Annotated in this window: 20 protein-coding genes and 2 tRNA genes; 10 read left to right on the plus strand and 12 right to left on the minus strand. The window is 56.1% G+C overall.

Annotated features, from left to right (window positions below; genetic code table 11):
- The first annotated feature begins 383 nt into the window (after positions 1–383).
- From BN4575_RS03015 to ruvC, 3 genes are all read left to right on the plus strand, one after another.
- Positions 384–1,037 (plus strand): TetR/AcrR family transcriptional regulator, encoded by a 654-nt coding sequence (locus BN4575_RS03015; protein ID WP_042020647.1) that lies wholly within the window; start codon positions 384–386, stop codon positions 1,035–1,037.
- Between the two features lie 48 nt (positions 1,038–1,085).
- Positions 1,086–3,410, plus strand: coding sequence for an acyl-CoA dehydrogenase (locus BN4575_RS03020; RefSeq protein ID WP_068977083.1), 2,325 nt, complete (start codon positions 1,086–1,088; stop codon positions 3,408–3,410).
- Between the two features lie 156 nt (positions 3,411–3,566).
- The gene (gene ruvC / locus BN4575_RS03025; RefSeq protein ID WP_033136529.1) at positions 3,567–4,088 is read left to right on the plus strand and encodes a crossover junction endodeoxyribonuclease RuvC; all 522 of its coding nucleotides are present in this window, start codon (positions 3,567–3,569) and stop codon (positions 4,086–4,088) included.
- Between the two features lie 107 nt (positions 4,089–4,195).
- Here the strand turns inward: ruvC and BN4575_RS03030 are convergent, their stop codons facing one another.
- Entirely contained in the window at positions 4,196–7,297 is a 3,102-nt protein-coding gene (locus tag BN4575_RS03030) for a hypothetical protein (RefSeq protein ID WP_068977124.1), read from the minus strand.
- A gap of 521 nt (positions 7,298–7,818) precedes the next feature.
- Between BN4575_RS03030 and BN4575_RS03035 the strand changes: the two genes are divergently transcribed.
- On the plus strand, positions 7,819–8,751 hold the full coding sequence (locus BN4575_RS03035; RefSeq protein WP_083220984.1) for a LysR family transcriptional regulator: 933 nt from the start codon (positions 7,819–7,821) through the stop codon (positions 8,749–8,751).
- An 83-nt stretch (positions 8,752–8,834) separates the two neighbouring features.
- Here the strand turns inward: BN4575_RS03035 and BN4575_RS03040 are convergent, their stop codons facing one another.
- Both BN4575_RS03040 and malX read right to left on the minus strand, forming a co-directional pair.
- The gene (locus BN4575_RS03040; protein ID WP_068977085.1) at positions 8,835–10,025 is read right to left on the minus strand and encodes a MalY/PatB family protein; all 1,191 of its coding nucleotides are present in this window, start codon (positions 10,023–10,025) and stop codon (positions 8,835–8,837) included.
- A gap of 86 nt (positions 10,026–10,111) precedes the next feature.
- Positions 10,112–11,683 carry a maltose/glucose-specific PTS transporter subunit IIBC gene (gene malX, locus BN4575_RS03045; protein WP_068977086.1) on the minus strand — a complete coding sequence of 524 codons (1,572 nt, stop codon included), beginning with the start codon at positions 11,681–11,683 and terminating at the stop codon, positions 10,112–10,114.
- 283 nt (positions 11,684–11,966) lie between these two features.
- Between malX and BN4575_RS03050 the strand changes: the two genes are divergently transcribed.
- Complete coding sequence (locus tag BN4575_RS03050) at positions 11,967–13,004, plus strand: Mal regulon transcriptional regulator MalI (RefSeq protein ID WP_068977087.1); 1,038 nt, start codon at positions 11,967–11,969, stop codon at positions 13,002–13,004.
- Between the two features lie 204 nt (positions 13,005–13,208).
- Entirely contained in the window at positions 13,209–13,472 is a 264-nt protein-coding gene (locus tag BN4575_RS03055; RefSeq protein WP_043850394.1) for a hypothetical protein, read from the plus strand.
- Between the two features lie 121 nt (positions 13,473–13,593).
- Here the strand turns inward: BN4575_RS03055 and BN4575_RS03060 are convergent, their stop codons facing one another.
- Positions 13,594–13,857 carry a hypothetical protein gene (locus tag BN4575_RS03060; RefSeq protein ID WP_068977088.1) on the minus strand — a complete coding sequence of 88 codons (264 nt, stop codon included), beginning with the start codon at positions 13,855–13,857 and terminating at the stop codon, positions 13,594–13,596.
- A 185-nt stretch (positions 13,858–14,042) separates the two neighbouring features.
- Here BN4575_RS03060 and BN4575_RS03065 point away from each other — a divergent pair, with 185 nt between their 5' ends.
- Together BN4575_RS03065 and BN4575_RS03070 are read left to right on the plus strand one after the other, a co-directional pair.
- Positions 14,043–15,542: a P-loop ATPase, Sll1717 family gene (locus tag BN4575_RS03065; RefSeq protein WP_068977089.1), complete on the plus strand. Its 1,500-nt coding sequence runs from the start codon at positions 14,043–14,045 to the stop codon at positions 15,540–15,542.
- A 281-nt stretch (positions 15,543–15,823) separates the two neighbouring features.
- Positions 15,824–16,339, plus strand: coding sequence for an AAA family ATPase (locus tag BN4575_RS03070; protein WP_068977090.1), 516 nt, complete (start codon positions 15,824–15,826; stop codon positions 16,337–16,339).
- Between the two features lie 217 nt (positions 16,340–16,556).
- On the opposite strand, the gene BN4575_RS03075 is transcribed toward BN4575_RS03070, so the two are convergent.
- The 6 genes from BN4575_RS03075 to BN4575_RS03100 form a co-directional block, all read right to left on the minus strand.
- On the minus strand, positions 16,557–17,039 hold the full coding sequence (locus tag BN4575_RS03075) for a GNAT family N-acetyltransferase (protein ID WP_068977091.1): 483 nt from the start codon (positions 17,037–17,039) through the stop codon (positions 16,557–16,559).
- A 100-nt stretch (positions 17,040–17,139) separates the two neighbouring features.
- Positions 17,140–17,583, minus strand: a complete 444-nt coding sequence (locus BN4575_RS03080; protein ID WP_042020629.1) for a DoxX family protein — start codon at positions 17,581–17,583, stop codon at positions 17,140–17,142.
- Entirely contained in the window at positions 17,580–18,332 is a 753-nt protein-coding gene (locus tag BN4575_RS03085) for an HvfC/BufC N-terminal domain-containing protein (RefSeq protein WP_068977092.1), read from the minus strand. Before BN4575_RS03085 ends, BN4575_RS03080 begins: the two co-directional genes overlap by 4 nt.
- Complete coding sequence (locus BN4575_RS03090; RefSeq protein WP_068977093.1) at positions 18,325–19,173, minus strand: MNIO family bufferin maturase; 849 nt, start codon at positions 19,171–19,173, stop codon at positions 18,325–18,327. Before BN4575_RS03090 ends, BN4575_RS03085 begins: the two co-directional genes overlap by 8 nt.
- A gap of 72 nt (positions 19,174–19,245) precedes the next feature.
- The gene (locus tag BN4575_RS03095) at positions 19,246–19,509 is read right to left on the minus strand and encodes a BufA1 family periplasmic bufferin-type metallophore (protein WP_068977094.1); all 264 of its coding nucleotides are present in this window, start codon (positions 19,507–19,509) and stop codon (positions 19,246–19,248) included.
- A gap of 441 nt (positions 19,510–19,950) precedes the next feature.
- The gene (locus BN4575_RS03100) at positions 19,951–20,151 is read right to left on the minus strand and encodes a YbfA family protein (RefSeq protein WP_042020622.1); all 201 of its coding nucleotides are present in this window, start codon (positions 20,149–20,151) and stop codon (positions 19,951–19,953) included.
- A 209-nt stretch (positions 20,152–20,360) separates the two neighbouring features.
- Between BN4575_RS03100 and BN4575_RS03105 the strand changes: the two genes are divergently transcribed.
- Positions 20,361–20,654 (plus strand): hypothetical protein, encoded by a 294-nt coding sequence (locus tag BN4575_RS03105; protein ID WP_042020621.1) that lies wholly within the window; start codon positions 20,361–20,363, stop codon positions 20,652–20,654.
- A gap of 47 nt (positions 20,655–20,701) precedes the next feature.
- Here the strand turns inward: BN4575_RS03105 and BN4575_RS03110 are convergent.
- Positions 20,702–20,775: transfer RNA gene (locus BN4575_RS03110), tRNA-Cys, on the minus strand.
- Positions 20,776–20,832: 57 nt separating this feature from the next.
- A tRNA-Gly gene (locus BN4575_RS03115) sits at positions 20,833–20,908 on the minus strand.
- 248 nt (positions 20,909–21,156) lie between these two features.
- Here BN4575_RS03115 and BN4575_RS03120 point away from each other — a divergent pair.
- Positions 21,157–24,594 (plus strand): hybrid sensor histidine kinase/response regulator, encoded by a 3,438-nt coding sequence (locus tag BN4575_RS03120; protein ID WP_068977095.1) that lies wholly within the window; start codon positions 21,157–21,159, stop codon positions 24,592–24,594.
- Positions 24,595–24,948: the final 354 nt, after the last annotated feature.

Below are 24,948 nucleotides of genomic sequence, written 5' to 3' on the forward strand. Positions count from 1 at the left end.
AATACCGCGAAGCTGACATAGTCTGAGGTGCTCTGGCTGGCATACTGCCCCCGTCGATACATGCCTGAACTCGCATCGATAGTTTGCCGTCAGGATGACGCGAACTCACTTTCCCCACCGTCGCGCCCTGCGGCGGTTTTTTTTGGCCTGCAAACCGCAAACCGGTAACAAACGCGCAAAAAAAGGCCCAACTAGCATGGTGCAGGTTGGGCGAGACTTAATGTTTAATTGCAGTGGCATAGATATAGAGTCCGGCTTTTTGACTAAGTTCCACCCACTTTGCTTTTTCATCGAAAAACATTCCGCTAACACTCATTCACATTCTCTTGACACTTCACGTTATGAAACGTACTTTTTAAACATTCGTTTAAGTGAGGTGTCCAGTGAGTAAAATCGATACCAAAAACCGTATTCTCGATGCCGCTGAAGTGCTGTTTGCCGAGCGGGGATTCGCCGATACCTCTTTGCGTCTGATCACCAGTGAGGCCGACGTCAATCTGGCGTCGGTGAACTATCACTTCGGCTCCAAGAAGGAGCTGATCCAGGCGGTGCTCGACCGCTATCTGAGCCTGTTCATGCCGGATCTGGATGCACGCCTGCGGGTGCTGATGGAGCAGGAGCAGCTGACACTGCTGCAACTCTTTGAGAGTTTTGTCGAGCCGCTGATGAAACTCTCGGCAGTGCGGGCCAACGGTCCGGCCATCTTCATGCAGCTGCTGGGACGCGGCTATATTGACAGCCAGGGCCACCTGCGCCGCTTTATCACCGCCCACTACGGCCCCATTCTGATGCGGATCACCCAAGCGATCTCCAAGGCCAACCCGGCCCTGTCGCCGGCGGATCTCTTCTGGCGCCTGCACTTCACCCTGGGCACAGTCGTGTTCACCATGGCCTCCGCCGATGCGCTGCGCGACATCGCCCTGGCCGACTTTGGCCAGCAGCTTGATGTGGAAGGGCTGGTGCGCAACGTTATTCCTTATCTGGCGTCCGGAGTCGGGGCGCCCGTGGAGTCGACCAGGCTCTCCCTGGCTGTGTAACAACCAACAACAAATCAACGGAAACAGTGAAATAGAAGGAACTTCGGTATGATCACATTGCTTGTCCTGCTGGTGCTGGCGATAGCCGTTGTGCTCGGCGTGCCCTCCATCCGTAAAAAGGTGGTAACCCGTCCGGTGTTCGGCATCTTCAAAAAGATACTGCCGCCCTTGTCAGCTACCGAGCGGGAGGCCATGGAAGCCGGCTCCGTCTGGTGGGATGGCGAGTTGTTTCGCGGCAACCCCGACTGGAAAAAACTGCACGGTTACGGCAAGGCCGAACTGAGCGCCGAAGAGCAGGCCTTTATCGACAATCAGGTCGAAACCCTGCTCGCCATGGTTGACGACTTCAAGATCGTCAACGAAACCAAAGACCTGCCGGAGCCGGTGTGGGACTACTTGAAGAAGGAAGGCTTCTTCTCCCTGATCATTCCGAAATCCTACGGCGGCCGCGAATTCTCGGCGATTGCCAACTCCACCATCGTCACCCGCATCGCCACCAAGAGCCTGAGCGTGGCGGTCACCGTCATGGTGCCCAACTCCCTCGGCCCGGGCGAGCTGCTGATGCACTACGGCACCCAGGCCCAGAAAGATTTCTGGCTGCCGGGGCTGGCCAATGGCAAAGAGGTGCCCTGCTTCGCCCTGACCGGCCCGGAAGCGGGCTCCGATGCGGGCGCCATCCCTGACAAGGGGATCGTCTGCAAAGGGATGCACAAGGGTGAAGAGGTGCTGGGTATTCGCCTCAACTGGAACAAGCGCTACATCACCCTGGCGCCGCGCGCTACCGTGCTGGGGCTGGCGTTCAAACTCTATGACCCGGAAAAACTGCTGGGTGACAAGGAAGAGCTCGGCATCACCTGCGCACTCATCCCCACCAGCCACCCGGGCGTGCGCGTCGGCGATCGCCACTACCCCATGGGTCTGGCGTTCCTGAACGGCCCGACTTTCGGCAAAGATGTGTTCATCCCGCTCGACTGGATCATCGGCGGCCCGGATTATGCTGGCCGTGGCTGGCGCATGCTGGTGGAGTGCCTCTCCGCCGGTCGCGGCATCTCGCTGCCAGCTCTGGGCACCGCTTGCGGTCATATGGCGAGCCGCACCGTGGGTGCTTATTCCTACGTGCGCAAACAGTTCGGCATGTCCATCGGCAAGTTTGAAGGGGTGCAAGAGGCGCTGGCCCGCATCGGCGGCCTCACCTATCAGCTGGAAGGGGCCCGTCGCATGACCGCAGGTTCCCTGGACTTGGGTCAGGCACCGGCCATCGTCACCGCGATTTCCAAGTACCACATGACCGAGATGGCGCGCCAGATCATGGATGACTCCATGGACATCCACGCCGGTCGTGCCATCCAGCTCGGTCCGAAAAACTACACCGGCTACGCCTACATGGGTATTCCGGTGGCCATCACGGTGGAAGGGGCCAACATCCTGACCCGCAACCTGATGATCTTCGGGCAAGGGGCCACCCGCTGCCACCCGTACGTGTTTGCCGAGCTGGAAGCAGCGGCTGACACCGACGTGGAGCGCGGTCTCGAGAAGTTTGACGCCCTGCTAATGAAGCACATCGCCTTCGGCACCGGCAACTTCTTCGGCGCCCTGTTCCAGGGGCTGACCCTGGGTCAGTTCAACAGCGCGCCGGTGGCTGGCGAAACCGCCCGCTACTACAAGCAGCTGTCCCGCATGAGTAAAGGGCTGGCCCTGTGTGCCGACGTCTCCATGCTGATGCTGGGTGGCGATCTCAAGCGCAAGGAGATGATCTCCGCCCGTCTGGGTGACGTGCTGAGCCACCTCTATCTGGCCTCCTCTACCCTCAAGCACTACGAGGATCAGGGCCGCATGGTCTCCGATCTGCCGTTCGTGCAGTACGCGGTGGAGCGCAACCTCTACCTGATTGGCAAGGCGTTCGAGGGCTTCTTCCAGAACTTCCCGAACAAGGTAGTAGGTGCCGTGCTCAAGCGGGTGGTGTTCCCGTTCGGCGTCGGTTACAAGATGCCGGCAGACGATCGCTGCCACGCCATCTGTCTGGCCATGATGAAGCCGGGCGAGTTCCGCGACCGTCTGACCGCCCTCTGTTATGTGGGCAAGGACGATGCGGATCCGGTCGGTCTGATGGAGCGCGCCTTCCAGGCCATGGTCTCGGTACAGCCTTACGAGAAGAAGCTGGTGCAGGCCCAGAAAGAGGGCAAACTGCCCCGCAAGATGGCCCTGCCGGAGCTGGTTGCCGCCGCGCTGGCCGCTTCCATCCTGAGCAAGGACGAAGCGGACAAACTGCTGGCCGCCGATGCCCTGCGCTACGAAGCGATCCAGGTAGACAACTTCGCCCCGGGCGAGCTGGAAGGATTCTCCCAGCCACACAAGGTCGATCACGCAGCCTGATCCTGACAGCACTCTGTTATGACGCAACGGCCCTTCGGGGCCGTTTTTGTCACATTAAAGCCCTCTTTTTACTGTTCGTACATACAGTGTGCAGCCAAACTGGCCGCAGTTTGCTATCTTGGCGACCATCACTCGCCTTTAGAGCAATCAACACCCATGAGCATTATTTTGGGCATAGATCCGGGTTCGCGGATCACCGGATACGGGGTTATCCGGGTCGTGGGCGGCAAGGCCGAATACTTGGGCTCTGGCTGCATCCGCACCGATTGTGGCGAACTGCCAGCGCGCCTCAAGCAGGTCTATGACGGGGTCTGCGAGATCATCACCCAGTTCAAACCCACCGAGTTTGCCATCGAGCGGGTCTTTATGGCCCGCAACGCCGACTCGGCGCTGAAACTGGGGCAGGCCCGGGGCAGCGCCATCGTCGCCGCGGTCAACGCCTATCTGCCGGTGAGTGAATACTCTGCCACCCAGATCAAGCAGGCGGTGGTCGGCACTGGCGGCGCCGCCAAGGAGCAGGTGCAGCATATGGTGACCCATCTGCTGAAACTCTCCGCCACCCCGCAGGCGGATGCAGCGGATGCCCTCGGTGTGGCCCTTTGCCACCTGCACACCCGCCAGAGCCTGATCAAGATGGCTGGCCGTGCCAGCAGCTCGGTACGTGGCCGCTATCGCTGAGCCTTTGCTCGCCCGCACAGACCACAGTGGTGAGAATAAAAGCGGCAATAAATAAAAACCGCCCCGGATGTCCGGGGCGGTTTTGTTTGGCCGTTTTGTTTGACCGCTTAGCGGGCCGAGACAGTGATGCTGGCGAGATCGATCAGATTGACCGCGCCCTTTTGACCGCCTGCATCGTTGTAGGTGTCGTTCGCCTTCAGGTAACTCATGTTGTAAAAATCGCTCACCCGGATGTCATACTCCCCGGCGGGCAGATCCACCACGAACGGCGTCGAGTCACGCAGCGGTTTGAGGTCGCCCTCTTTCATCACATGGGGCATCTGCACCATGCCGCTGGCGACCACCTGGCCACCGCTCACCACCGAGATCCGTTTCACCCCGTTGGTCACCCCCAGATTGATAGCATGCTGGGCATTGCTGTATTGCAGGCGAATGGTGCGCTTGCCATCGAGCTTGACCCCCTGCACCAACAAGCTGTCGTCGGGGCGGCCCCAATCCTTGAGATGAGGGACAGGAATGCTCCCATCGGCGGCGCTCACGCTGCCGGTATGGGAGACATTGGCCCCATCGATGGCGATATGTTGCTGCGCAGGCTGATAGCAAACCGGCTTGGCATGATGGGAGCGGTTTCCGGACTCCGGATAGACCGCCTCGGCACTGTAGCAATAGGCCTGGCCCGGCTGTAACACCATGTCGTCGACCCAGTTGGTCGCACGATCCAGCCCGGAAGCCACCAGCTTGCCATCCCGATAGATGTTGTAGCTGAGCGCCCCCTTGTTGACATGGTCCTGCAGGACAACAACCAGCTTGCCACTCTGCTCGCTAACCCCGAGCAGGGTCGGCTCGGTCGGTGCAAATACCTGACGATTCTCGACATCCAGCGGCGCCACATCCTTGATCAGGCGGATCCCCTGATCGTCCGCCACGGCGGCACCAAGCGTCACCTCAATCCGGTTGCTGGCGGCCAGCATCCCTTCACTGATCTGCTCGCCCACCGGGATGCCATTGAGCGTCACGCTCTGCACCGGATAGTAACTGCCCTCCCCGCCCAGTTCCGGCAGGTGCAGCACGATGTCGATCTGCTTGCCACGATAGTTCAACCCCTTGAGCGCAGCCTCAGGCTTGGCCCCCATCAAGCGGTGCAGGTGGGAGGTAATGAACGGCTTGATCCGGATCCCCCCCTCTTCCACTTTGTAGCCGAAGGTGGTGTCGGTCACCATGCCAAGGTAACCCCCGACAGACCAAAGTTGGCGCTGGGAGTTGATCACCGGCCCCGTCAAATCGGGGTGGGTCAGATCCATCAGGGAGGGTTGGCCGGAGAGCCACTCGAGGTTCTCCATGTTGGAGAGGTTCAGCGCGGCGCCGCGCATCAGGGAGTCAATATGGTGATCGACCACGGCAACGTTCTGCACCAGGGCCGCCGCCTTCAGCCCGTAGGCGGAGACGAAGGGCCAGATGGCGCGGTTATGGTAAACCGGCATATCGGGTTGCTGCGGGAAGTAGACCGGTGCGCCATAAGGGCCCATGGGGTAACGACTGATGATCTCTTTGGCCTGCGCCTCATCGGCAACACCGGCCAAAATGGCGAGGGATTCCCCCAATAGATCGAACTTGTAGGCCGGGCTCTGATCGGTACTGGTGTTGATCAGGCTGGCATACATCTTCTCGTCAGCCAGCCAGAAAGCACGATTGATCGCCAGTTTCAGCTCGCCCGCCCACTGGTTATAGCGGCTCGCCAGCTCATCGCGATCCAGTTCGCCCGCCACCCGCGCGGCCAGCAGCAACCCCTGATAGTGGGTCACGTTGGTGGAGAGGGATTTGCTCATGCCGATGTGGGCGATATCTGCGGTGATCCACTTGGCATAGGTCTGGTCGCGCCAATCGAGGAAGGATTGCTCCCCCACGTAGAGGCCATCTGCGCTATCAAAAGCGGCCAGACGATCACTCTCTATGGTGTTGCTCAGCCCTTCAAAGACCTCGGGCAAGAACGCGCTGCGCTCGGCATCCGGCAGGGCGGCCAGCACCCGCTCGGCCCCCAGGGCCCAGCTCATGCGATCGGTACTGATGGGCCAGCTGCCCCCGGTACCGGTATCCTGAATGATCTGGCGTCCTTGCGGGATCAAACTGTCCAGCTCGCTTTTCAGCTCGGCTCTGAAATCAGAGAGCTTGAACTGCAGAGAGTTGCGCGCCCGCAGGGGATCAAGCGCCCCCAGCCCCAGATCGGTGGCGTAGGAGAGATCCCGTGTCCAGACGTAATGCCACTTGGCGCCGGTTTCAAAGCAGTCGCAAGGGATCGCCTGCCCACCTTTGTAACTGCCATCCTTGACCTGAGCCACGCTATTCTGGCGCATCTCGTGAGCTGCCAGCGCAAACAGGGCATCAAATACCATGTTGCCGGATCGCAAGCGGGGCAGATCGGACTGCTCCTGATAGGTGGTAAAGTTCTCGCCCGGATCACGCAGCTCCTGAGTGGTCGATTGCGCGTAGCTACGATACTCGTCACTGGCCTGCTTGACCGAGAAGGTTGCCGTTTCCTTCACCCCGGGTTTATAGGTCTCATACTCGCGCTTCTCGATCAGCTCATGCCCTTCATGGGGATTGATCATGCCTAGGTCACCCTCCCCTGCAACGCTGACCTGCAACAGGGGGGCGTTCTCATCCTGGCTGGCATCCAGCAGGAACTTGTAATACCCCTCCAGCTCCACCCGCACTGTTGCCAGCTGGCACTGGGCATCGCAGCGCTGCATCTTGACCGGGTTGTTCAATGCAATGACGCCATTGAGCCCAAACCCGATCCCCTCCTGCGCGGAGGCGATCTTTATCTTATGCTCACCCGCAGTCAGCTTGGCCACCATCACATACTGCTTGTCCCCCTGATAGACCATCTGCAGCACGGGTTCCAGATTGCCATCAATCCCTTTCAGATAGAGGCTCTCGCTGTAATTGGGGTCATCACGGACCATGGAGAACTCGATGGCCGGTGCAGCCAGATCGGCCTTGGTCACCTTGACCTGAATGTCGAGCAGCCCCTTTTCCGTCACCACCAGACGGTTGTTCTGCCCGTTGTTCTGGTAGTACATGGGGTAGACCTGACCGGGGAAGATGCTGGTCTCCTTGCGAGAGTCCGCAGAGAAATCGGGATATTTGGTCCACTCGGGGCCAGCCACTTTGAAGGGGGACATACCCGAGTTCATCTTCAGGTTGTCCAGACGATAGACCCCCTCCTTGAAGGTCAGTTTGAACTTCTCCTCACGGCCCCAGCCGCTAAATTCACCGACCATATAGAGATCAAAATCCCAGGGCGCCTTCACCTCGGGTTTGACCTCGTTATCGTTGCCGCTGGATGAGCTGTCGTTACAACCGGACAAAAGAACCCCGCCGCAGCATAACGCCACGGATAAAGCCAATGGACGAATTTTCATATTTTCCCTTCGTTACTTTTTTGTTTTTTTATTGAAACAGCATTGAGTAAAACTGTTTTTGCCAGTCTACGTGGTCAGCATTCACCAGAAAAATAGACCGCGACACCAGCGACATAGATAACATCTATAACCAGGTAAAATTACGTGATCGCCCGCACCAAACCGGCTATCGAATGGCAAAAATGAATTGGGTACAACGTGAAGGGAGCCACATAAAAAATAGCCCGTCAGCGAAGGGGAATAATTGACAGCCCATGGTGATTACACTAGCTTGGCGCACCACCAGACCATGACCGGACGCCATGTTAGTGGACAAACATCTAAGACAATTTATTGAAGTGGCCACCCACAAAAATGTCAGTCTGGCAGCCAGGAAAATGGGGCTCAGCCAACCGACGCTGACGCACAACATGAAAAAGCTTGAGGAGAGTCTGGAGACGACCTTGCTAGTCAGACACGCTGGCGGCGTGACGCTTACCGCCGCCGGAGAGCTGCTGCTGGAGCAGGCGCGCGTAATGCAGCGGATCTACGATGATACCCTCAGGCAGCTGGCCACCCTGCGCGAGCGCACCGCGCGGCCGCTGAACGTGGGCACCGGACATGCGTGGTGGCAGCCGGTATTGCAACCTGTCAGCGCCCGCTATCAGCAAGCCAACCAATCCTGCGCCATCAACATTGAAGTCGGCAACCATCTGCGCCTGCTCGATCTGCTGTTGGGCAATCATATCGATCTGTTTCTCGGACATGAAATTCACGGGCTGGCCAAAAATTACAGCCTGATATTTATCCCGCTATTTATTTCTCATGATGGGGTATTTGTCAGAGCGGGCCATCCCCTCACAGGGAAAATATGCAGCAAGCAGGATCTGGTGGATTATCCCAGCCTGCTGGTGACGCCGGATGAGGATAAATATCTGCATCTGGTCGATGATTTGGCGAGAAAAAAACAGGAACGCGCCGCCATGAAATTGAATGACAAAATCATTTACAGCAGCAACTCCCTGCTCACCAGTATTGATATTGTCAATAGCAGCAATGCTGTCATGCCTTATCCGGTGAGCATGGCTGGTTATTTTTCCCGCTTAGGTATCTGCCCGCTGCAAATGGGGGAAGAGTACAACAAGGGGACTATCGGCATTTATATCCCCCGCGAGAAGATTGATGAGCCCCACATTCAGATGTTGTGCCAAGACATTCAAGCTCAGGTCACTCGTAATAGCCCCTTAATCGCCACCTTCTGAGCCCGCGGTAACCGAGCCGAACGCCTCCATCAAGGTCACCGGCTGGATGAGTCAACGCCTCATCCAGCCAGAAGCATCAATCCTTACACAACCTCCCCCAGCGCGCCGATCAGGGCGTCGAGTCCTTGATCAACTTTCGAGCGCGGACAGCCGACGTTGAGGCGGATATAACCGTTGCCTTCCGGGCCATAGGTGTCGCCGCGCATGATGGCGACCCGGTATTTCTCCACCAGCAAGGTTTGCAATTCATTCATCCGTTCGGTGGAGTCGATGCCAAGGCCGCGCAGGTCAATCCAGGCGAGATAGGTTCCCTCGGGCACCCGATAGTCGATGGCGGGGAAAGCGGCGTTGAGCCGCGCCGCTACATGGGCGAGGTTGTCGTGCAGATAGCTTTTCAGGGCATCGAGCCAGACACCGCCATCGCGATAGGCGCTGATATGGGCCAACACCCCGAGAATGGGTGGGGAAGATAGCCCATGAGCCGCCTTGAGCCGCTGCAGATAGGCGGCCCGCGCCTGTGCGTTAGCGATAAAGGCGTAGGCGCCGCCAAGGGCGGGGATATTGAAGGATTTGGAGCCCGAGCTCACCAACGCCCAGTGATCGTCCGGCGCCACCTCGCTCCACGGCAGATAGCGGGCAAAGCTCACATCCATATGGATGTCGTCCGAAATGACCTTGACCCCGTGGCGCTGGCAGATAGCGGCCATCTGGCCGAGTTCATCCCGCGTCCAGACCCGGCCGGTAGGGTTGTGAGGGCTGCAGAGCAGCAAAATCCGGCAATCGGGGCGAGCAGCCTGTTGCTCGAAGCAGGCCCAGTCAATCTGGTAACTCCCCTGCTCTTTTTTGAGCGGGCAGGGCAGCAGCACCCTGTCGTTGGCGGCCAGCATATTGCCGAAAGCGTCGTAGGCGGGGGTATGCACCAGCACCCTTTCGCCCGGCGCCGACCAGAGGCTCACCAGCTGGGCAATCACATAGATGACCGAAGGGCCGTAGACCAGCGTCTCGGGGTCGAGGCTCGCGCCGTAACGGTGGGCAAACCAGTCGCTTACCGCCCCCTTGAAGTCGTCGTGATTCCAGCGGCTGTAGCCAAATACCCCGTGCTCAAGGCGGGTTGCCAGGGTCTGGCGAATGCAGGGGGCGGTCGCGAAATCCATGTCGGAGATGGTAAAGGGGAGCAGGTCGGCATGACCAAAACGGTCGGCCACATAGTCCCACTGGGTGCAGTAGGTGCCGTAGCGGTCGACCACGCGGTCGAAGTCATAAATATCGTGCATGAAGTTTCTCCCTCCATAAACAGGAGACATATTGGGAGAGGCAAATAAGGGGGCTTGCGCCCCCCGTTCGGATCTTATTGGCCGGTTCAGGCCCCCATCAGGCTCTGCAGCTGGTTTTTCACCAGATGCACCTGCGGGCCGATCACCACCTGCAGGTTGTGCTCGTCGAGCTTGATCACCCCGATGGCGCCGTTCGCTTTCAATACCTTGTCATCGACCCGGCTCATGTCCTGCACCGACATCCGCAGGCGAGTGATGCAGTTATCGAGCGCCAGGATGTTATCAGCCCCGCCCAAGGCGTTGAGGATGATTTCACCGTTGTAACCGCTGTTGCCTGCCTTCTTGCCTGCGGGCTGGGCAGCCTCGCTGGTCTCAATTTCACGGCCCGGGGTTTTCAGGTTAAAGCGCACGATGGCGAAGCGGAACACGCTGTAGTAGATGGCAAACCAGATGGCAGCCGCGACCGGCACCAGATACCACTTGGTGGCGGTGCCTTGCAGCACGCCGAACACCAGAAAATCAATGAGGTTGCCGTCGGTGTTGCCAATGGTGACGCCGAGCAGCCCCATGGTCATAAAGCCGAGCCCGGTCAGGATGGCGTGAATAACGTAAAGTACCGGCGCCACGAACAGGAACAAGAACTCCAGCGGCTCGGTGATGCCGCCGATGACGCAGGCCACCACGCCGGAGACCAGCAGCGCCTTGATCTTGCCGCGATTTTCCGGCCGTGCGCAGTGATACATGGCGAGCGCCGCACCCGGCAGACCGCCGAGGAAGGCAGGCATCTTGCCCTGAGAGAGGAAAGAGGTGGCAGAGACCGAGAAACCGGTGGTGTCAGCGCAGGCAAGCTCGGAGTAGAAAATGTTGAGCGCGCCACTCACCTCGTTGCCGCACACCAGTTGAGTGCCACCCGCTTCGGTAAAGCGAATGAGCGCCACCAGAATATGGTGCAGGCCAAGCGGCAGCAGCAGACGCTCGCCAGTACCGAACAGGAAGGGGCCGAAGGGACCAGCGTGGGAGATCAGCGCACCGATACCGTTGATGCCAGCGGCAAACCAGGGCCAGGCGAACGGCACGACCAGACCGACCACCCCCAACACCAGCACTGTGATGATGGGCACGAAGCGGGCACCGCCGAAGAAAGCGAGCGCATCGGGCATCCGGTAGGTGTAGAAACGGGCGTGCAGTTTGGCGACGATGACCCCGACGATGATGGCCCCCAAAATCCCGGTGTCGATGGAGCTGATGCCGAGGATCGATTTCACCCCGTAGGCCTTCTCCGCCGCCCCGTCACCGATGACGTTGGCCACGGTGAGGTAGAAGTTGATGGAGAGGTTGAGCGCTGCATAGCCGACGAAACCGGCAAAGGCTGCCACCCCCTTCTCTTCCCGCGCCAGCCCCAGCGGAATGGCCACCGCAAACATCACCGGCAGGTAGATAAAGGCCACCAGCCCCACCTTGGTCATCCAGAGGAACAGCAGTTGCAGCACGGTATTGTCGAGGAAGGGCATGCTCTGCTTGACCGCATCGCTGGTGAGCGAGCTGCCGACACCGAGCAAAATGCCCGAGAAGGCCAGCAGGGCGACCGGCAACATAAAGGTCTTGCCGAGGCTCTGCAGGAACTCCCAGATGGTGGATTTGGCTTGAGGCTTGGCCATGAAACGGCTCCTTGTGAATAAACAGCAATGTCTGTGGCTGCCCTCCCTCAGCTCGAAGCAATGTCGAAGCAGAGGCGCGGGTCAGCATCAGGTTTTGCTGGATGATAAAACGTTTTATCAACTTACAAGTGCCGACAGGATCACAGAATGAGGGGGCTGGCTGGCAGGGAAATCCAAATTTGTGAGCCGGATCGGCCCAACGGTGATGTAACGTTTCACTTGAGCATCTGAGCAGGTATGCTGGTGCCTCGCACTCAACCAGCCATCGCACCCCGTTCGCCCTATGCCATCCAAACCGCTCGTCTCGAAAAACGTCAAGATCACCGATGTCGCCCAGCTGGCGGGAGTCTCGGTCACTACCGTCTCCATGGTGCTCAACGGCAAGGGGCGCATCTCGCCAGCCACCGCCGAAAGAGTGCAGCAGGCAATCAAGCAGCTCGACTACGTGCCCAACAGCGCCGCCGCCAACCTGCGCAGCCAGCAATCCAATCTGGTGGGGCTGATCCTGCGAGACATCACCGACCCCTTCTATACCGAAGTGACCGCCGGGGTGAGCGAGGTGCTGGAGCAGCAGGGCTACCTGCTGTTTCTGACCCAGTGCGGCCACAGCCCGGAGCGGTTGCAGCAGAGCATCCAGTCCCTGTCGCGCCAAGGGGTGGCGGGCATCATTTTCAATCCGGTGCGCGGCGCGGCGGCCAAGACGCTGGAGACCCTGATCGACTCCGAGCTGCCGGTGGTGTGCGCCGCCCGTTCCTACTATCGTGATGACGTGGACTTTATCGGCCCCGACAACACCCACGCCGCCCAGCAGGCCACCACCTACCTTATCGAACAGGGCCACCGCCATATCGCCTACGTCGGCGGACGGGCCGACTCCCTCACCCGTGCCGAGCGTATCGGCGGCTACTGCGCCAGCCTGCTGCAATACGGCCTCCCCTTCAAACCGGAGTGGGTACTCGAATGCGAGCGCACCCAGCGCAGCGCAGCCGACACCATCGCCCAGCTGCTGCACCAGCACCCCAAGGTGACCGCCATTCTCTGCCACTACCCCGAGGTGGCCCTCGGCGGCATTTACGGGGTGGAGGCGAGCGGTCGCACCGTGGGCAAGGACAACTACATCGGCCAGCAGGTGGCCCTGCTCGGCTTTGACGACGTCGCGGAAGCGGAACTCACCACCCCTGCCCTCACCTTCGTCAGCTCACCGGCGCGGGAGATTGGCCGTCAGGCGGCAAGGCGACTGCTGACCCGGATGCAGCAGCCCGAGCTCGCCCCCAACCGCCATATCATCACCCCCAGCCTACAAAAGCGGGAGTCGGCCTGAGCTGGCTGGGCAGCCCGAGCTCGCCCCACCTGCCATATCATCACTGCTCACCAGCAAACCGCAGAAGCGGGAGTCGGCCTGAGCTGGCTGGACAAGCCTGCAGCAGCGCAAAACGTGAGGCTGCTCACTGCGCCGGCAAGGAGAGATTGAGAGCCAAGTGGAGAGGAATATGATGGGCACCTGCCTCACTTCACGAGCCAATGTATGAGCCACCCGCACGACCAGAACCCGCCGAGTGAAATCCATCGCTGTGACAAATGCAGGGAACGTACCCGCCATATCGTGGTGCTGGTCGCCCGCGATCACAGCCAGGACATCATGCCCAAGGATCCGCGCAAAGCCTTCTGGCAAGCCTTTACTTCCAGCAGCATCACCAACTGGGCGTTTGGTGAAACACTGGCCTACCAGACCACCCATGTAAAACATCTGATCTGCGAACGCTGCGGGGAGAAGTTTCTGGAGTATTGAGTGGCGGTAGCACCCGGCAAGAAATGAAGCTCTGCTTGCGCTCAGAGCGCCAAGCGGACAAATAACACCCACTTAATGAGCAATTTATTGATCTTTGGCAGGTTTTTGCCCGACGGCGGTTTTACCCTGCTCCTCTCTCGACTAATATGCTCCACTTGGCAACCACTCTTGCAGAGATAACCCTGTGCAGCCGTTTCGCCATCCACCACATCGCCGGATAACCGCAGCAGGCTGGAGGCTGTAATCCACGGGCGGTAGCGTGAATTTTTACCCCTATCTCTGTAATGTTATTGCTCAAAATATTGTCGCCAAAATACCATTTTTTATTTTCTCCAACCAGCATCTGTATGACTTCAATAACAACGATGTCTACCGAAAGGTTCATAGATAATTTAATACCATATCTTGTGTAAGATGATGAAGATTCTTAACCATTATGAAATTCAGATAATCAAACATAGATATAATACAATTGCAATTTATCAGTTGAAGTACTTTCGTGTTGCCAAATAATGCAATGAATCAAATACGCCCCAAAAACAACAGTAACAGAGAAATTATAGGAATAAAATGAGACCAAAACTAAATGTTATAAAACTTGGTGAGACCTATGGTGAAAATGAGATACAACACCTTGATGATTTTAAAGATTTTTATTATGATATTAACAGTTCAAAAGAGAAAATATTAAATCCTAAAAAATTTGTAGTAATCGGCAGGAAAGGTACAGGCAAAACACTCTTCGCGAACGTCGTATGTGCTACATACAAAAAAGAAAATAAAGTTTCCGCTGTAGAGTCATTAAAAGAATTTGTATTTCATGAATTGCGTCACTTTAATGGTGTAGATGTATCACCCACAAAATATGTACCTATATTTGAGTGGATGATTTATATAAACTTATCTAAAAATATTGTTAGTAATGAAAGTTACTTTAACCCTAGCAGGGTAGATGTATTGAATCGATTCTTACAATATTTTGGTCATGTAAGTGGCGATTTAAAAATAGAAAAAACCATAGAGATGACTAAGAAAGTTCACGGTGAGAAAACTTTAGGCATAAAATTATTTGACTTCGGGTTTGGACTAAAACAAACAGATGAGGAAACAGCAAAGGAAGGGATTAGAAGTTACTTAGAAAACCTAGAGAATCTAAAAAATTTCGTCATGCATACCTTACTGGAAGCAAATAGAGAAGTTATTGTCTTTTATGATGAGCTTGATGATAAATTTTCAGACACAAGAGATTTCAAAGATGGATTAATAAGTTTTATCAGTGCAATAGAAAAAGTTAACAACCTGTTTTTAAAGTACAAAATAAAATCAAAGGTTTGTGCAGTAATAAGAAATGATATAATCAAAAAACTCGTCTCACCAAATATAAACAGGGTTTTTGAAGACAATTCATTAACAATAAATTGGGAGGCATCAAACCCTAGAGAAACTGAACTGTTTGATATGCTTGCACACAAAATATCAATGTCGTCTAATTATTACAAGTCAAAAGACAGTTCATTAATATTTAAAGAAATCATGCCAACTCATATCGCTAATGAAAGCTTCAAAATTTATATTCTACATCGAACATTAGGGAGACCAAGAGATATAATAAGAATGCTTAATTTCATTCAGGATGACTATGGGGCCAATTTGGACCGTTTCGAATGTCATACATTTACCAACACATCAAAAAAATACTCATCATATTTATGGCGAGAAATAAAGTCTGAACTTGTTGGGCATGTTGACGATGAAAGATTAGATATTTATTTCAATTTTTTGTCATCAATTGGAAAACGTGGCTTCACTTACGAACTTGCGCTATCTAAAGCAAAAAATGTAAATCCTATATTCGAAAATGAAGCAACATTTAAAGGAATGCTAGAGAATCTGTTTGATGCTGGCGCAATAGCAAACATTTATAGGCGTGGAAGATCTGAAGGTGGTGACATTTATTACTGGTCATACAATGATGAAGACTTTAGAATAAATTATTCATTCAACTTTGAAATACATCCAGGGTTATGGGATGTATTGAAGATACCAAAACCTAAAAATCGATTTAACTAATTTTTTTACTAAGGACTAGAGATACAGTCTGTGTTATCTCATATGTTGGGCTTCGCGAGCTCAGCACCAACCAACCGAAACTGTAGATTGGTGCTGAACAACGTGAAGTCCACCGTTTACTACGTAATAGCAAACAGATGGCTCATGTTTTCTCACGTCATAATGTCTTCCCACCCAACATTCAGCCCGTAGGTTCGAATAGCGAAGCGTATTCGGACATTCGCGTCATCACCTCTACTTTCCAACCTCCAGATATCTTTTCCAAAAAAGAGAGCTCATAGATGAAACGAATTCTGATTATTGGCAACTCGGGATCGGGCAAAAGCTGGTTGGCGACTCGATTGGCTGAGCAGTTAACTATCCGCGAGGTCAATCTGGACACCATTGTCTGGCAGCCGGGCGGGTTTAACCAAAAACGGCCCCAGCATGAAATTGACCATGCCATTCAAACACTTGCTCAAGAACCCTCATGGGTGGTCGAAGGGGTATTTGGCGCCCTAGCCGAGCAACTGCTTGATGCCGCCGATACCCTGCTATTTCTGGATCTCGACTGGTCTGTATGCCGTGATTCACTACTATTGCGCGGTTCACAAAGCGCCAGGCAGCGCGATGCAATGGCAGCCGAAGAGAGCTTTCAACAACTGCTGGTGTGGGCATCGGAATATGGGCAACGAGCCAGCAAAAGCTCCCGCCAATTCCATCGCGAGCTGTTTGAACGATTCCCAAACGATAAGCGCCGTTTCACGACTCGCGCAGAGGTAAATAGCTATCTCGCTCAACTGGCCGCTCACAGCTAACGGGGTACTGGATGACGCAACACGAGCTGGCAAAGATGGGGAGCACGTAGGTTCGAATAGCGGAGCGTATTCGGACATCCGCGTAATCACCTCGACCTTCCAGACTCCACACTTTCTGTTACCAAATAAGCGGTGCAATTCACTTCGTTCATTGCACCCTACGGCACTTTTGATAGTAGCCTCACGAACGTCCGATTACGCTGCGCTAATCTACGGGCTAGCCTGCACCAGGTCGCCACTCCAGATAGTCCGGATTGGTGACAAAACCGATCCGTTCATAGAGGGGACGCCCCTCATTGCTGGCATGCAGCCACACCTTGCCCAGCTCACGTGCTTTGGCATAAGCAGTAATTGCATCGAGTAAGGCGGTGGCGAGCCCCTGCTGACGCCATTCCGGTAGGGTATACATGTTGAGCAGATACCCCTCGACCCCCGCCAGATTGCCGGGATAGGGTGGCCGCACGAACAGCGCCAGCGTCCCCGCCGCCACAATCTGCGGATCCCCCCCCTTCTTGGCGGCCTCGGCCAACCAGGAAAATGCGCTCTCGTCTCCCGCAGCCCGGGTAAAGTAATCAAAGGTCGCCTGCCACAAAGCCGGGTCTGCTTGCGGAGTCGCCAGCTCCCCTACTTCGCAAAAAAGCCTCATGCGCAATTCCACCAACGCGAGAATATCTGCACCCCTGGCCTGACGAATGATCATCGGTTGTTCCTTACTCTCTGTGATGGGGGTAACGTGGGCTACTATATATGACAAAGAGCGCCTTATGGCGCTCTTTGTCATTGGACAAATCACTGATAAATCAATGACTGCGACGTGTCAGCCAGTGATCCATGCTCAGCACACCGCCGCCCCAGATGGTCAGGGTCAGCAGCATCCATCCCCACAGCTGGTGATCGTAAAAGCCGCCTGGCCAGAGGGTCGGATAGGAGATCACCGCCATGATATTGAAGCCAAACAGCAGCAAGGCGGCCGGACGGGTAAAAAGCCCAGCCAGCAGGAAGAGCGGCAGTAGCAGCTCGGCGGCCGTCCCCAGATAGGCGGCCCACAACCAGGGCAGCAAAGGCACCTGATACTCGGATTCAAACAGATAGAGGGTTGAATCCCACGCCGTCAGCTTGAGCCAGCCTGAAGTGATAAAGACCGAGGCGACCCACAGCCGCGCCAACAACAGCACACCTGCACTGCTCCAGCGCGGCAAATCGCCACTCGAGCTGGCCAACGCCAGCCATTTGTTTCCCATCATGGCATCACCTCCATATCCACCAGCAGGCCAAGGGTTATCAGGCGGGTGAGATGTTCACTGGCCGCAGGGTCGGCCGCCAGCAGCTCGACCAGTGCCGTACCAGCGAGACAACCCTGTAGCAGCGCCCACTCACCCGCAGTCAGGGGCAAGGGTACGACCCGGCAATCCGGCTGTTTCTTCAATGCCAGCCAGACGGGGGCATCAAGCGCCTCCACCGCTTCACCACCGTGCAGCGCCATCTGCCACAGGGCCAGCACCGGATAATCGCTGGCAACCAGCAGCAGATCCGTGGCTGGCAACAGCCGCAGCCGCTCCCATTGTTGCGGCGATAATGCGGCCAGACACTCGGCTGGCCAGCAGCGTGATTCCAGCTGCAGCAGACTGGCACGCTCAAGCTGCCACTCGAACTGCGCCAGCGCCTCCAGCCAAGGCAATCCGGTAGTGGTTGGCAAGCGGGCAAGCCACGGGCCAAACCCGGCGCCATAGTGCATGACGCTCCCTTCCCTGAGCGGCTCGGCCAATACGAAGCCACGGGCCGCCGCTGCAAAAAAGTCATCCCCGACCATAGCCTTGACGGCGGGATAACTGCTCGCCAGCACCTCGCCAAGGCTCAGGATGAAGTGGTTGCGATAGACCTGCAGCACAGACTCGGCAGAAAAGAGCCGGGAGCTGATGTGAGGGGAAATGGCGTCAGGCGCCCCCAGCAGACCATCGGCAAAATGCTGTTGCAGCTGTGCCAGCTCAGCCATGGGCCACCTCCCGTGGCGCACTCATGGCGCGCGCCTCATCCAGAATGGCACTGGCCTTCGCCGCCTCTGCCAGCAAGACCGGCAGCGGCGGGATCTCGAGATCCCACTCAATCAGGGTGGGAATGGCCTGCTTGTGGCAGATCTGGCGATAGAGTTCCCAGACCGGCGCCACCACAGGGGCGCTGTGGGTATCGATATAGAGGGAGCCTTCCGGCAGCTGCTTCTCGGTATAACCGGCCAGATGGATCTCCCCGACGGTGGCGAGATCGATCGTCGCCAGATACTCATCGCAAGAGAAGCCGTGATTGAAGGCACTGACATAGAGATTGTTGAGGTCGAGCAGGATGCCGCACTCGCTGCGCTGCTGCAGTTCGGCGAGAAATTCCCATTCGCTCATCTCCCCGGCCAGTTGCAGATAGGAGGAAGGATTTTCAATCAGCATGCGGCAACCCAGGGTCTGTTGTACCTGCTGGATCTTGTCGCTCATGTTGCGCAGGGAGCCGCGGGTATAGGGCACCGGCAGCAGATCGTTGAAGTAACGTCCGCCAATGCTGCCCCAGCTGAGATGTTCGGAGATCCGTACCGGTTTGATCGCCGCGGCCAGTGTCACCAACTGTTGCAGATGATGCGGATCGAGCGGGTCGGCCGAACCGAGGGACATGCCAACGCCGTGCAAACTGACGGGGTAGTGCTGCGCCAGCTCGGTGAGCACCTGAAAACCGTGGCTGTGCCGTTCGAAGTAATTTTCACTGTGCACCTCCAGCCAACCGACTGCCGGCAGCGTTTGCCTGATCTCGTCGTAATGGGGAGTGCGTAATCCGATACCAATCAAAGGGTTCATCGCAAGACTCGCTTTCGCCAATCAGAGAAGATGCAGGGGACGGCCCGCTGGCCATCCCCTGCCCGATGTCTCTTACTTGGGTTGCAGCGAACCGCCGACCAGCTTCTCGCACAGCCCTTTGGGCATCACCACAAAGGCATCACCCTGAGCATCTTCCTTGGCAGTACCGGCGCAGGAGCTGCTCTTGGTCGCACAGTCATTCTTGCTGGCCTTGACCACGCCGTAGCACTTCTCCTTTTCATCGGCAGCCATGGCTGGTGCCGCGATAAATTGGGCGCCCAGCGCCAGCAGACCGGTCAGGGCGGAGGCGATAGCAGTGCTTTTTTTAACATTCATGTTCATGTTCCTTTTGATGTCGTTGGATGTTGCTGATATCCCCGATTTGTCGCAACCGGGTACCTGCAATAGAACCGGCAAACGGGGCGTTTCCTTTCAAAAAAAACACAAAAAAGAATTAAAAAGCTCAAAAAACATTTGTAAGCTGTTGATTTAAAATACCTATTATCCAGATAAACTTTTTCATTCCGACCACCAATTCATGAACAAGAAAAGCGCCATATGACGCATTTCATCCCGTTACTCTTCTTTACCGCCACCATCAAAAGAGGTGCTTCAGACATAAAAAAGCCCCGCCAACAGGCAGGGCCAAGTACAAGATGTGAACAATATCCGGCTAGCAAGATGGCTCAAATGTGGTGCGCCTGCTGGCCGCAGACAGATAAAAAAAGAGAGACCGCCGCAGCTGTCTCTCTTTTTTTTAAATAGCGTGAAGGGGATTTAGTAGAAGATCCGCTCGCCGCGTTCGCTCATTTTGAGCCACACCGGTTTGGTACTAGTTTTGTTCCAGATCCGGTGCAGATAACTGTAAAAGCGAGCGCGATCACTGCGAAACAGCATCACGGGGAAAGCCAGAGTCCCCACCAGCAGTACATAGATGCGACGAAGAATAATCTGAGTCAGGGAAAAGGGATGAAACATGATGCAACTCCTACTGGTAAGACCACTGAGTAAAGATTACTCCTCCCCATGTAGGATTACTACAGAAATGACCTCTTTTTTCATAAAAAAGGCGCTTTGATGGATTTTATGAAAACAATTTACGTCATTAACCAACAATTAACACATTTGCGAAAATCGTGCGCTTTGCCACAGTTATCACTGGAGAAACATGGTTAAGGGACACACAGATGAAACTGACAGAAGTAGCAATGCTGGCGCTGATGGCAGCCCTGAGCTGGACCCAACTGGAGGAGTGGCAACTCAATAGAGACGATGCCATCGTGCTGGCCGAACGGGGCGTGCCCACCGTCAGTCTGTGGCAATGCGGTGCACTGAAACAACAGATGGCAGATCTCAACCAACGCAATACCGAAGTGCAGTTTCAATATCGGGGGCAAAACATGACAGATGTGAGCCACTATCTAGAGCGGGAGTGGAAACAGGCAGGATGCGAACAACTGCTGGTTCAGCAAGGATACTGACCACGAGGAACCGATAAAGGATTTTATTACCAAGGAGAGGAACAACATGGAGGCACGTTCCGGAGTCGAACCGGACTAAACGGATTTGCAATCCGCTGCATAACCGCTTTGCTAACGCGCCATGCTGACAAGACTGATTGTCTTGAAAGTGATATCCATCGTTGGTGCGATGGAAAATTGGAGCGGGAAACGAGACTCGAACTCGCGACCCCGACCTTGGCAAGGTCGTGCTCTACCAACTGAGCTATTCCCGCTTTATTGCCGCGTGCCAGTTGCCTGACAACGAGGCGAATTATACGGATCACGAGCGCCAGCACAACCCTTTTTTGTCATTTTAAGCCCCCTGGCCAACTGTTTGCTCAGGGTTTAAACGGTTTGCTGTAAATTTCCTCACCCAGCTGTGACCAACCAAGCGAATTTGGGATAAAGTCATTGAAATGATTAGGCTTTAGTTCGAAACTTGAACGGCTTAATAACCGGATTCTCAATTGAAAATCACAAGATGAAATGGATCTTCAAGCTTCGTGGACTCAGGCCGCAGCTAATGCTGGCTTTTTTCATGTTGGGGATGGTGCCATTCCTGGTCATCACCCTCTTCTTCCTCTACAGCCACGGCAAGGACCTCACCACCCAGACCTCCAACCATCTGGTCTCGGTCCGTAATATCAAGAAGAGTCAGCTCGAGGATTATTTCAACAACCTCAAAGAGCAGATCATCAACTTCTCCCAACAGGATTTTGCCGGCAACAGTATCGGCCGCTTCTACGGTTTCACCGGCGCCTTCGAACAACTCGGCACCACACCACAGGAAGCCCGCTCCCGCGCCCAGGCCCGCTATCTGCCCGGCTCCTGGGATCAACTGCAAAAACCGGAACCCCAGGTGGAGATCGAGCCCTCCATCAGTGCCGTGATCCTGGCTGATGAAATGTATGGCCGGGTTCATCAGCGCTTTCATCGCGGCTATGCCGATATGGTGCGCAAGTCCAACTACAGCGACATCTTTCTGGTGGATCTCAATGGTGACGTGGTCTATTCCGTCACCAAGCACCCTAACTTTGCCACCAATCTGCTCTCCGGCCCCTATCAGGGCAGCGGCTTGGGCCAAACCTTTGCCAAGATCAAACGCCGCCTCGATGGTGGCCAAAAGCCACAGCAGATTTTCGAATTCACCGATTTTGGCCGCAATGAACTGACCGGCCAGATAGTGGCCTACATGGCGGCCCCGGTGATGCAGTACGACTATGTGCGCGGGGTGGTGATTTTCGAGCTGCTGCCAGACAAGCTCAACCAGATCATGGCGGAGCGGGAAGGACTGGGAGAAACCGGCGAGACCATTTTGATTGGCCCCGACAAACGAATGCGTGCCGATGCCTGGTTGGCGCCGGAGTTCAGCGTCGAGAACAGCTTCAACCCCAATTTCAGGCCATTACAAACCCCGCTGATCACCAAAACACTGTCGGGTGAGCAAGGGGTCGGACTGTTCAGGTCCTATCAGGATGACGAGGTGCTGGCCGCCTACACCCAGGTCAAGGTGTTCGACACCGAGTGGGCCTTTATCGCCGAGATCTCCACCCGGGAAGCCTATGCCCCGATCCGTCAGCTCGAAACCCTGGTGATCGTGCTGGGGGCGGGCTCGGTACTGCTGCTGATCCTCTTCTCCCGCTGGCTCTCCCACTCCATTACCGCACCGCTGCGCTCCCTGACTGCAGCTGCCGAACAGGTGGCTGACGGCGCGCTGGATCACCCCATCGCCATCGAGCGTACCGGCGATGACATCGACCGGCTGGCGGAAGCGTTTCGCCATATGCAGCGCTCGGTGAAGGATAAAATCGAACTGATCGAGCAGCAGACCCAGGAGTTGCAACAACAGGTCAAGCTGACCCACAAACAGAACCTCAGCCTGCAACAGGCCGACAAGCTCAAAGATGAACTGCTGGCCAACACCTCCCACGAGCTGCGCACCCCCATTCACGGCATCAAGGGAATGGCCGAGTCGATGCTCGCCAGCCAGCAGAGCCTCACGGAAGGGCAGCAAAAGCAGCTCGGCCTCATCATCAAGAGTGCCGACGGTCTGGCCCGTCTGGTGGACGATCTGCTCGACTACCACCAGATGCGTTACGGCCAGCTGGAGATCCATCCACAGCCAGTCTCATCCAAAGGGGTCATCCGGCTGGTGCTGGATCTCTGCCAGCATCTGGTACAGGCCAAACCCCTCACCCTGGTGGATATCAGCCCAGCCGAACTGCCGCCGGTACAGGCCGACGAACAGCGGCTCGAACAGGTGCTCTACAACCTGGTGGGCAACGCCATCAAGTACACACCGCAGGGCAAGGTGGTACTCAGTGCCATCGTTGAAAACAACTTCCTGCGTATCAAGGTGACCGACACCGGCATCGGCATCGCCCCGGATTATCTGGAACACATCTTCGAACCGCTGGTACAGATGAGCCCGGAGGTGAGCAAGCAAGGGGCTGGCCTTGGCCTCTCCATCACCCGCCAGCTGGTGCACCTGATGGGAGGCGAACTGTTTGTGGAGAGCGAGCCGAGCGTCGGCTCCACCTTCGCCTTTACCCTGCCGCTGGCCACCGGCAAAGCCGCCAATCTGACGCTCGACAGCCGCCAGATCGAGCATCAACTGGTGCGCCAGCAGCCGCTGATCCTGCCGGACTGGGAGAGCGACGATCTGCCCCCTCCCCCCGAAGGTGCACCGCTCATTCTGGTGGTGGATGACGAGCCCATCAACCTGCACATCCTGCGCCATCTGCTGCAGCCCTGCGGTTACCGCATCCTGCCCAGTAGCGACGGCCACGATGCACTTGCCAAACTGGCCGAGGAGCCGGTCGATCTCATTCTGCTCGATGTGATGATGCCGACCCTTTCCGGGTTTGATGTTTGCCGCCGCCTGCGCCAGCAGCACCCGAAAGAGATGCTGCCGGTGCTGCTGCTCACCGCCCTCAACCAGCCCAAGGATATCGAAGAGGGCTTTGGGGCCGGTGGCAACGATTATCTGGTCAAACCCTTCTGCAAGGAGGAGCTGTTTGCCCGGGTCAAGGCGCTGCTGGAGGCCAAGGCTGGCCGCGCTTCACTGGTGGAAAACCGGCTGCTGAAACAGGAGATCGAACATCGCCTCACCCTGCAGGATCGGCTGCATCAGGATCAGCAGCGGCTGCTGGCCCTGCTTGGCGAGGGGGCCGACCCGATGATCTTCATCGACGAGCAGGGCACAGTGCTGTTTGCCTCCCGGGTGTTGGCGCGCTTGCTGGGCCAGCAGCCGACAGCCATGGAGGGGCAACGCCTTGATGAGTGGCTGGCCACTCCGCTGCAACAGCAGTGGCCCAACCTGACCAGCGAGCGGGAACATAATCTGGAGTTTCTGGTGGCCGGGCAGAAAGACGTGCTCAATGCCCGCGCCCTGCCCATCTCACTGGGGGGACAGGCGGCCTTTGCCCTCACCCTGACCACCGAGCTGCGTCAGGATGAGAACCGGGTGATGGCGCTGGAAAATGCCCTCAAGAACCTCTCCCGTCAGGCCATCATCGAGGATGAGCAGCTGCTGGGCGAGTTGAGCCGCCTTGGTGGCGAGTTCCGCTCGCTGGCCGACGACCTCATTCGCCAGCAGGATGACGAGCCGCTGCGCCGTGCGCTGGTAGAGACCATGCAGCTCACCCTGGATGCCTGGCAGCAGGGGACTGGCAAAGGCAAACTGGTGCTGGCGGAGAAGAGCAAGCTGTGGCGGGTCTATATGGACAGATCCAGCCCGCAGACCCGCACCCTCGATAAATACCTGAGTCTGGATACCCTGCCAAAATCACCCCGCTGGAAGACAGTGGTGGCCACCACCGAGTACGTGCTGGGTCACTGCCCGCTCAATGACCACCAGCGCCAGCAACTGCAACACAGCGCCCAAACCCTGCGTCAACTCGCCAATCGCAAGGTGTGACCCTGTGCCCTAAACGGGCGCTGGGTCACAATTGGCAAGCCGGTTTCTTTTTGCGCAAAACAAAGCCTCGTAAAGCCCTGCAACAGCGAGCAGATCCAATTCACAAATTTGTCATCTACCGCTTTTTTGCTGCCACTTCTTACGCAAAGGCAAATAACATAAACCCATGATTTTAAACTGATAAAAATGGATTTTGACGAATTTGACGTAACCTCGTCGATTTTTACGGAAACAACGAAATCAATAGTTGTTGTTTTTCTGTTAAGTCTGGTTTGCTAAGGGCGTTGGAAAACAGAACGACAAAGGTTAGACACCTGACCAACACCGAGGGCCGACCTCCTCAGCATGCGACGT

The organism is Aeromonas sp. EERV15 (assembly GCF_900079845.1).
In the GTDB taxonomy this organism is placed as follows: domain Bacteria; phylum Pseudomonadota; class Gammaproteobacteria; order Enterobacterales; family Aeromonadaceae; genus Aeromonas; species Aeromonas sobria.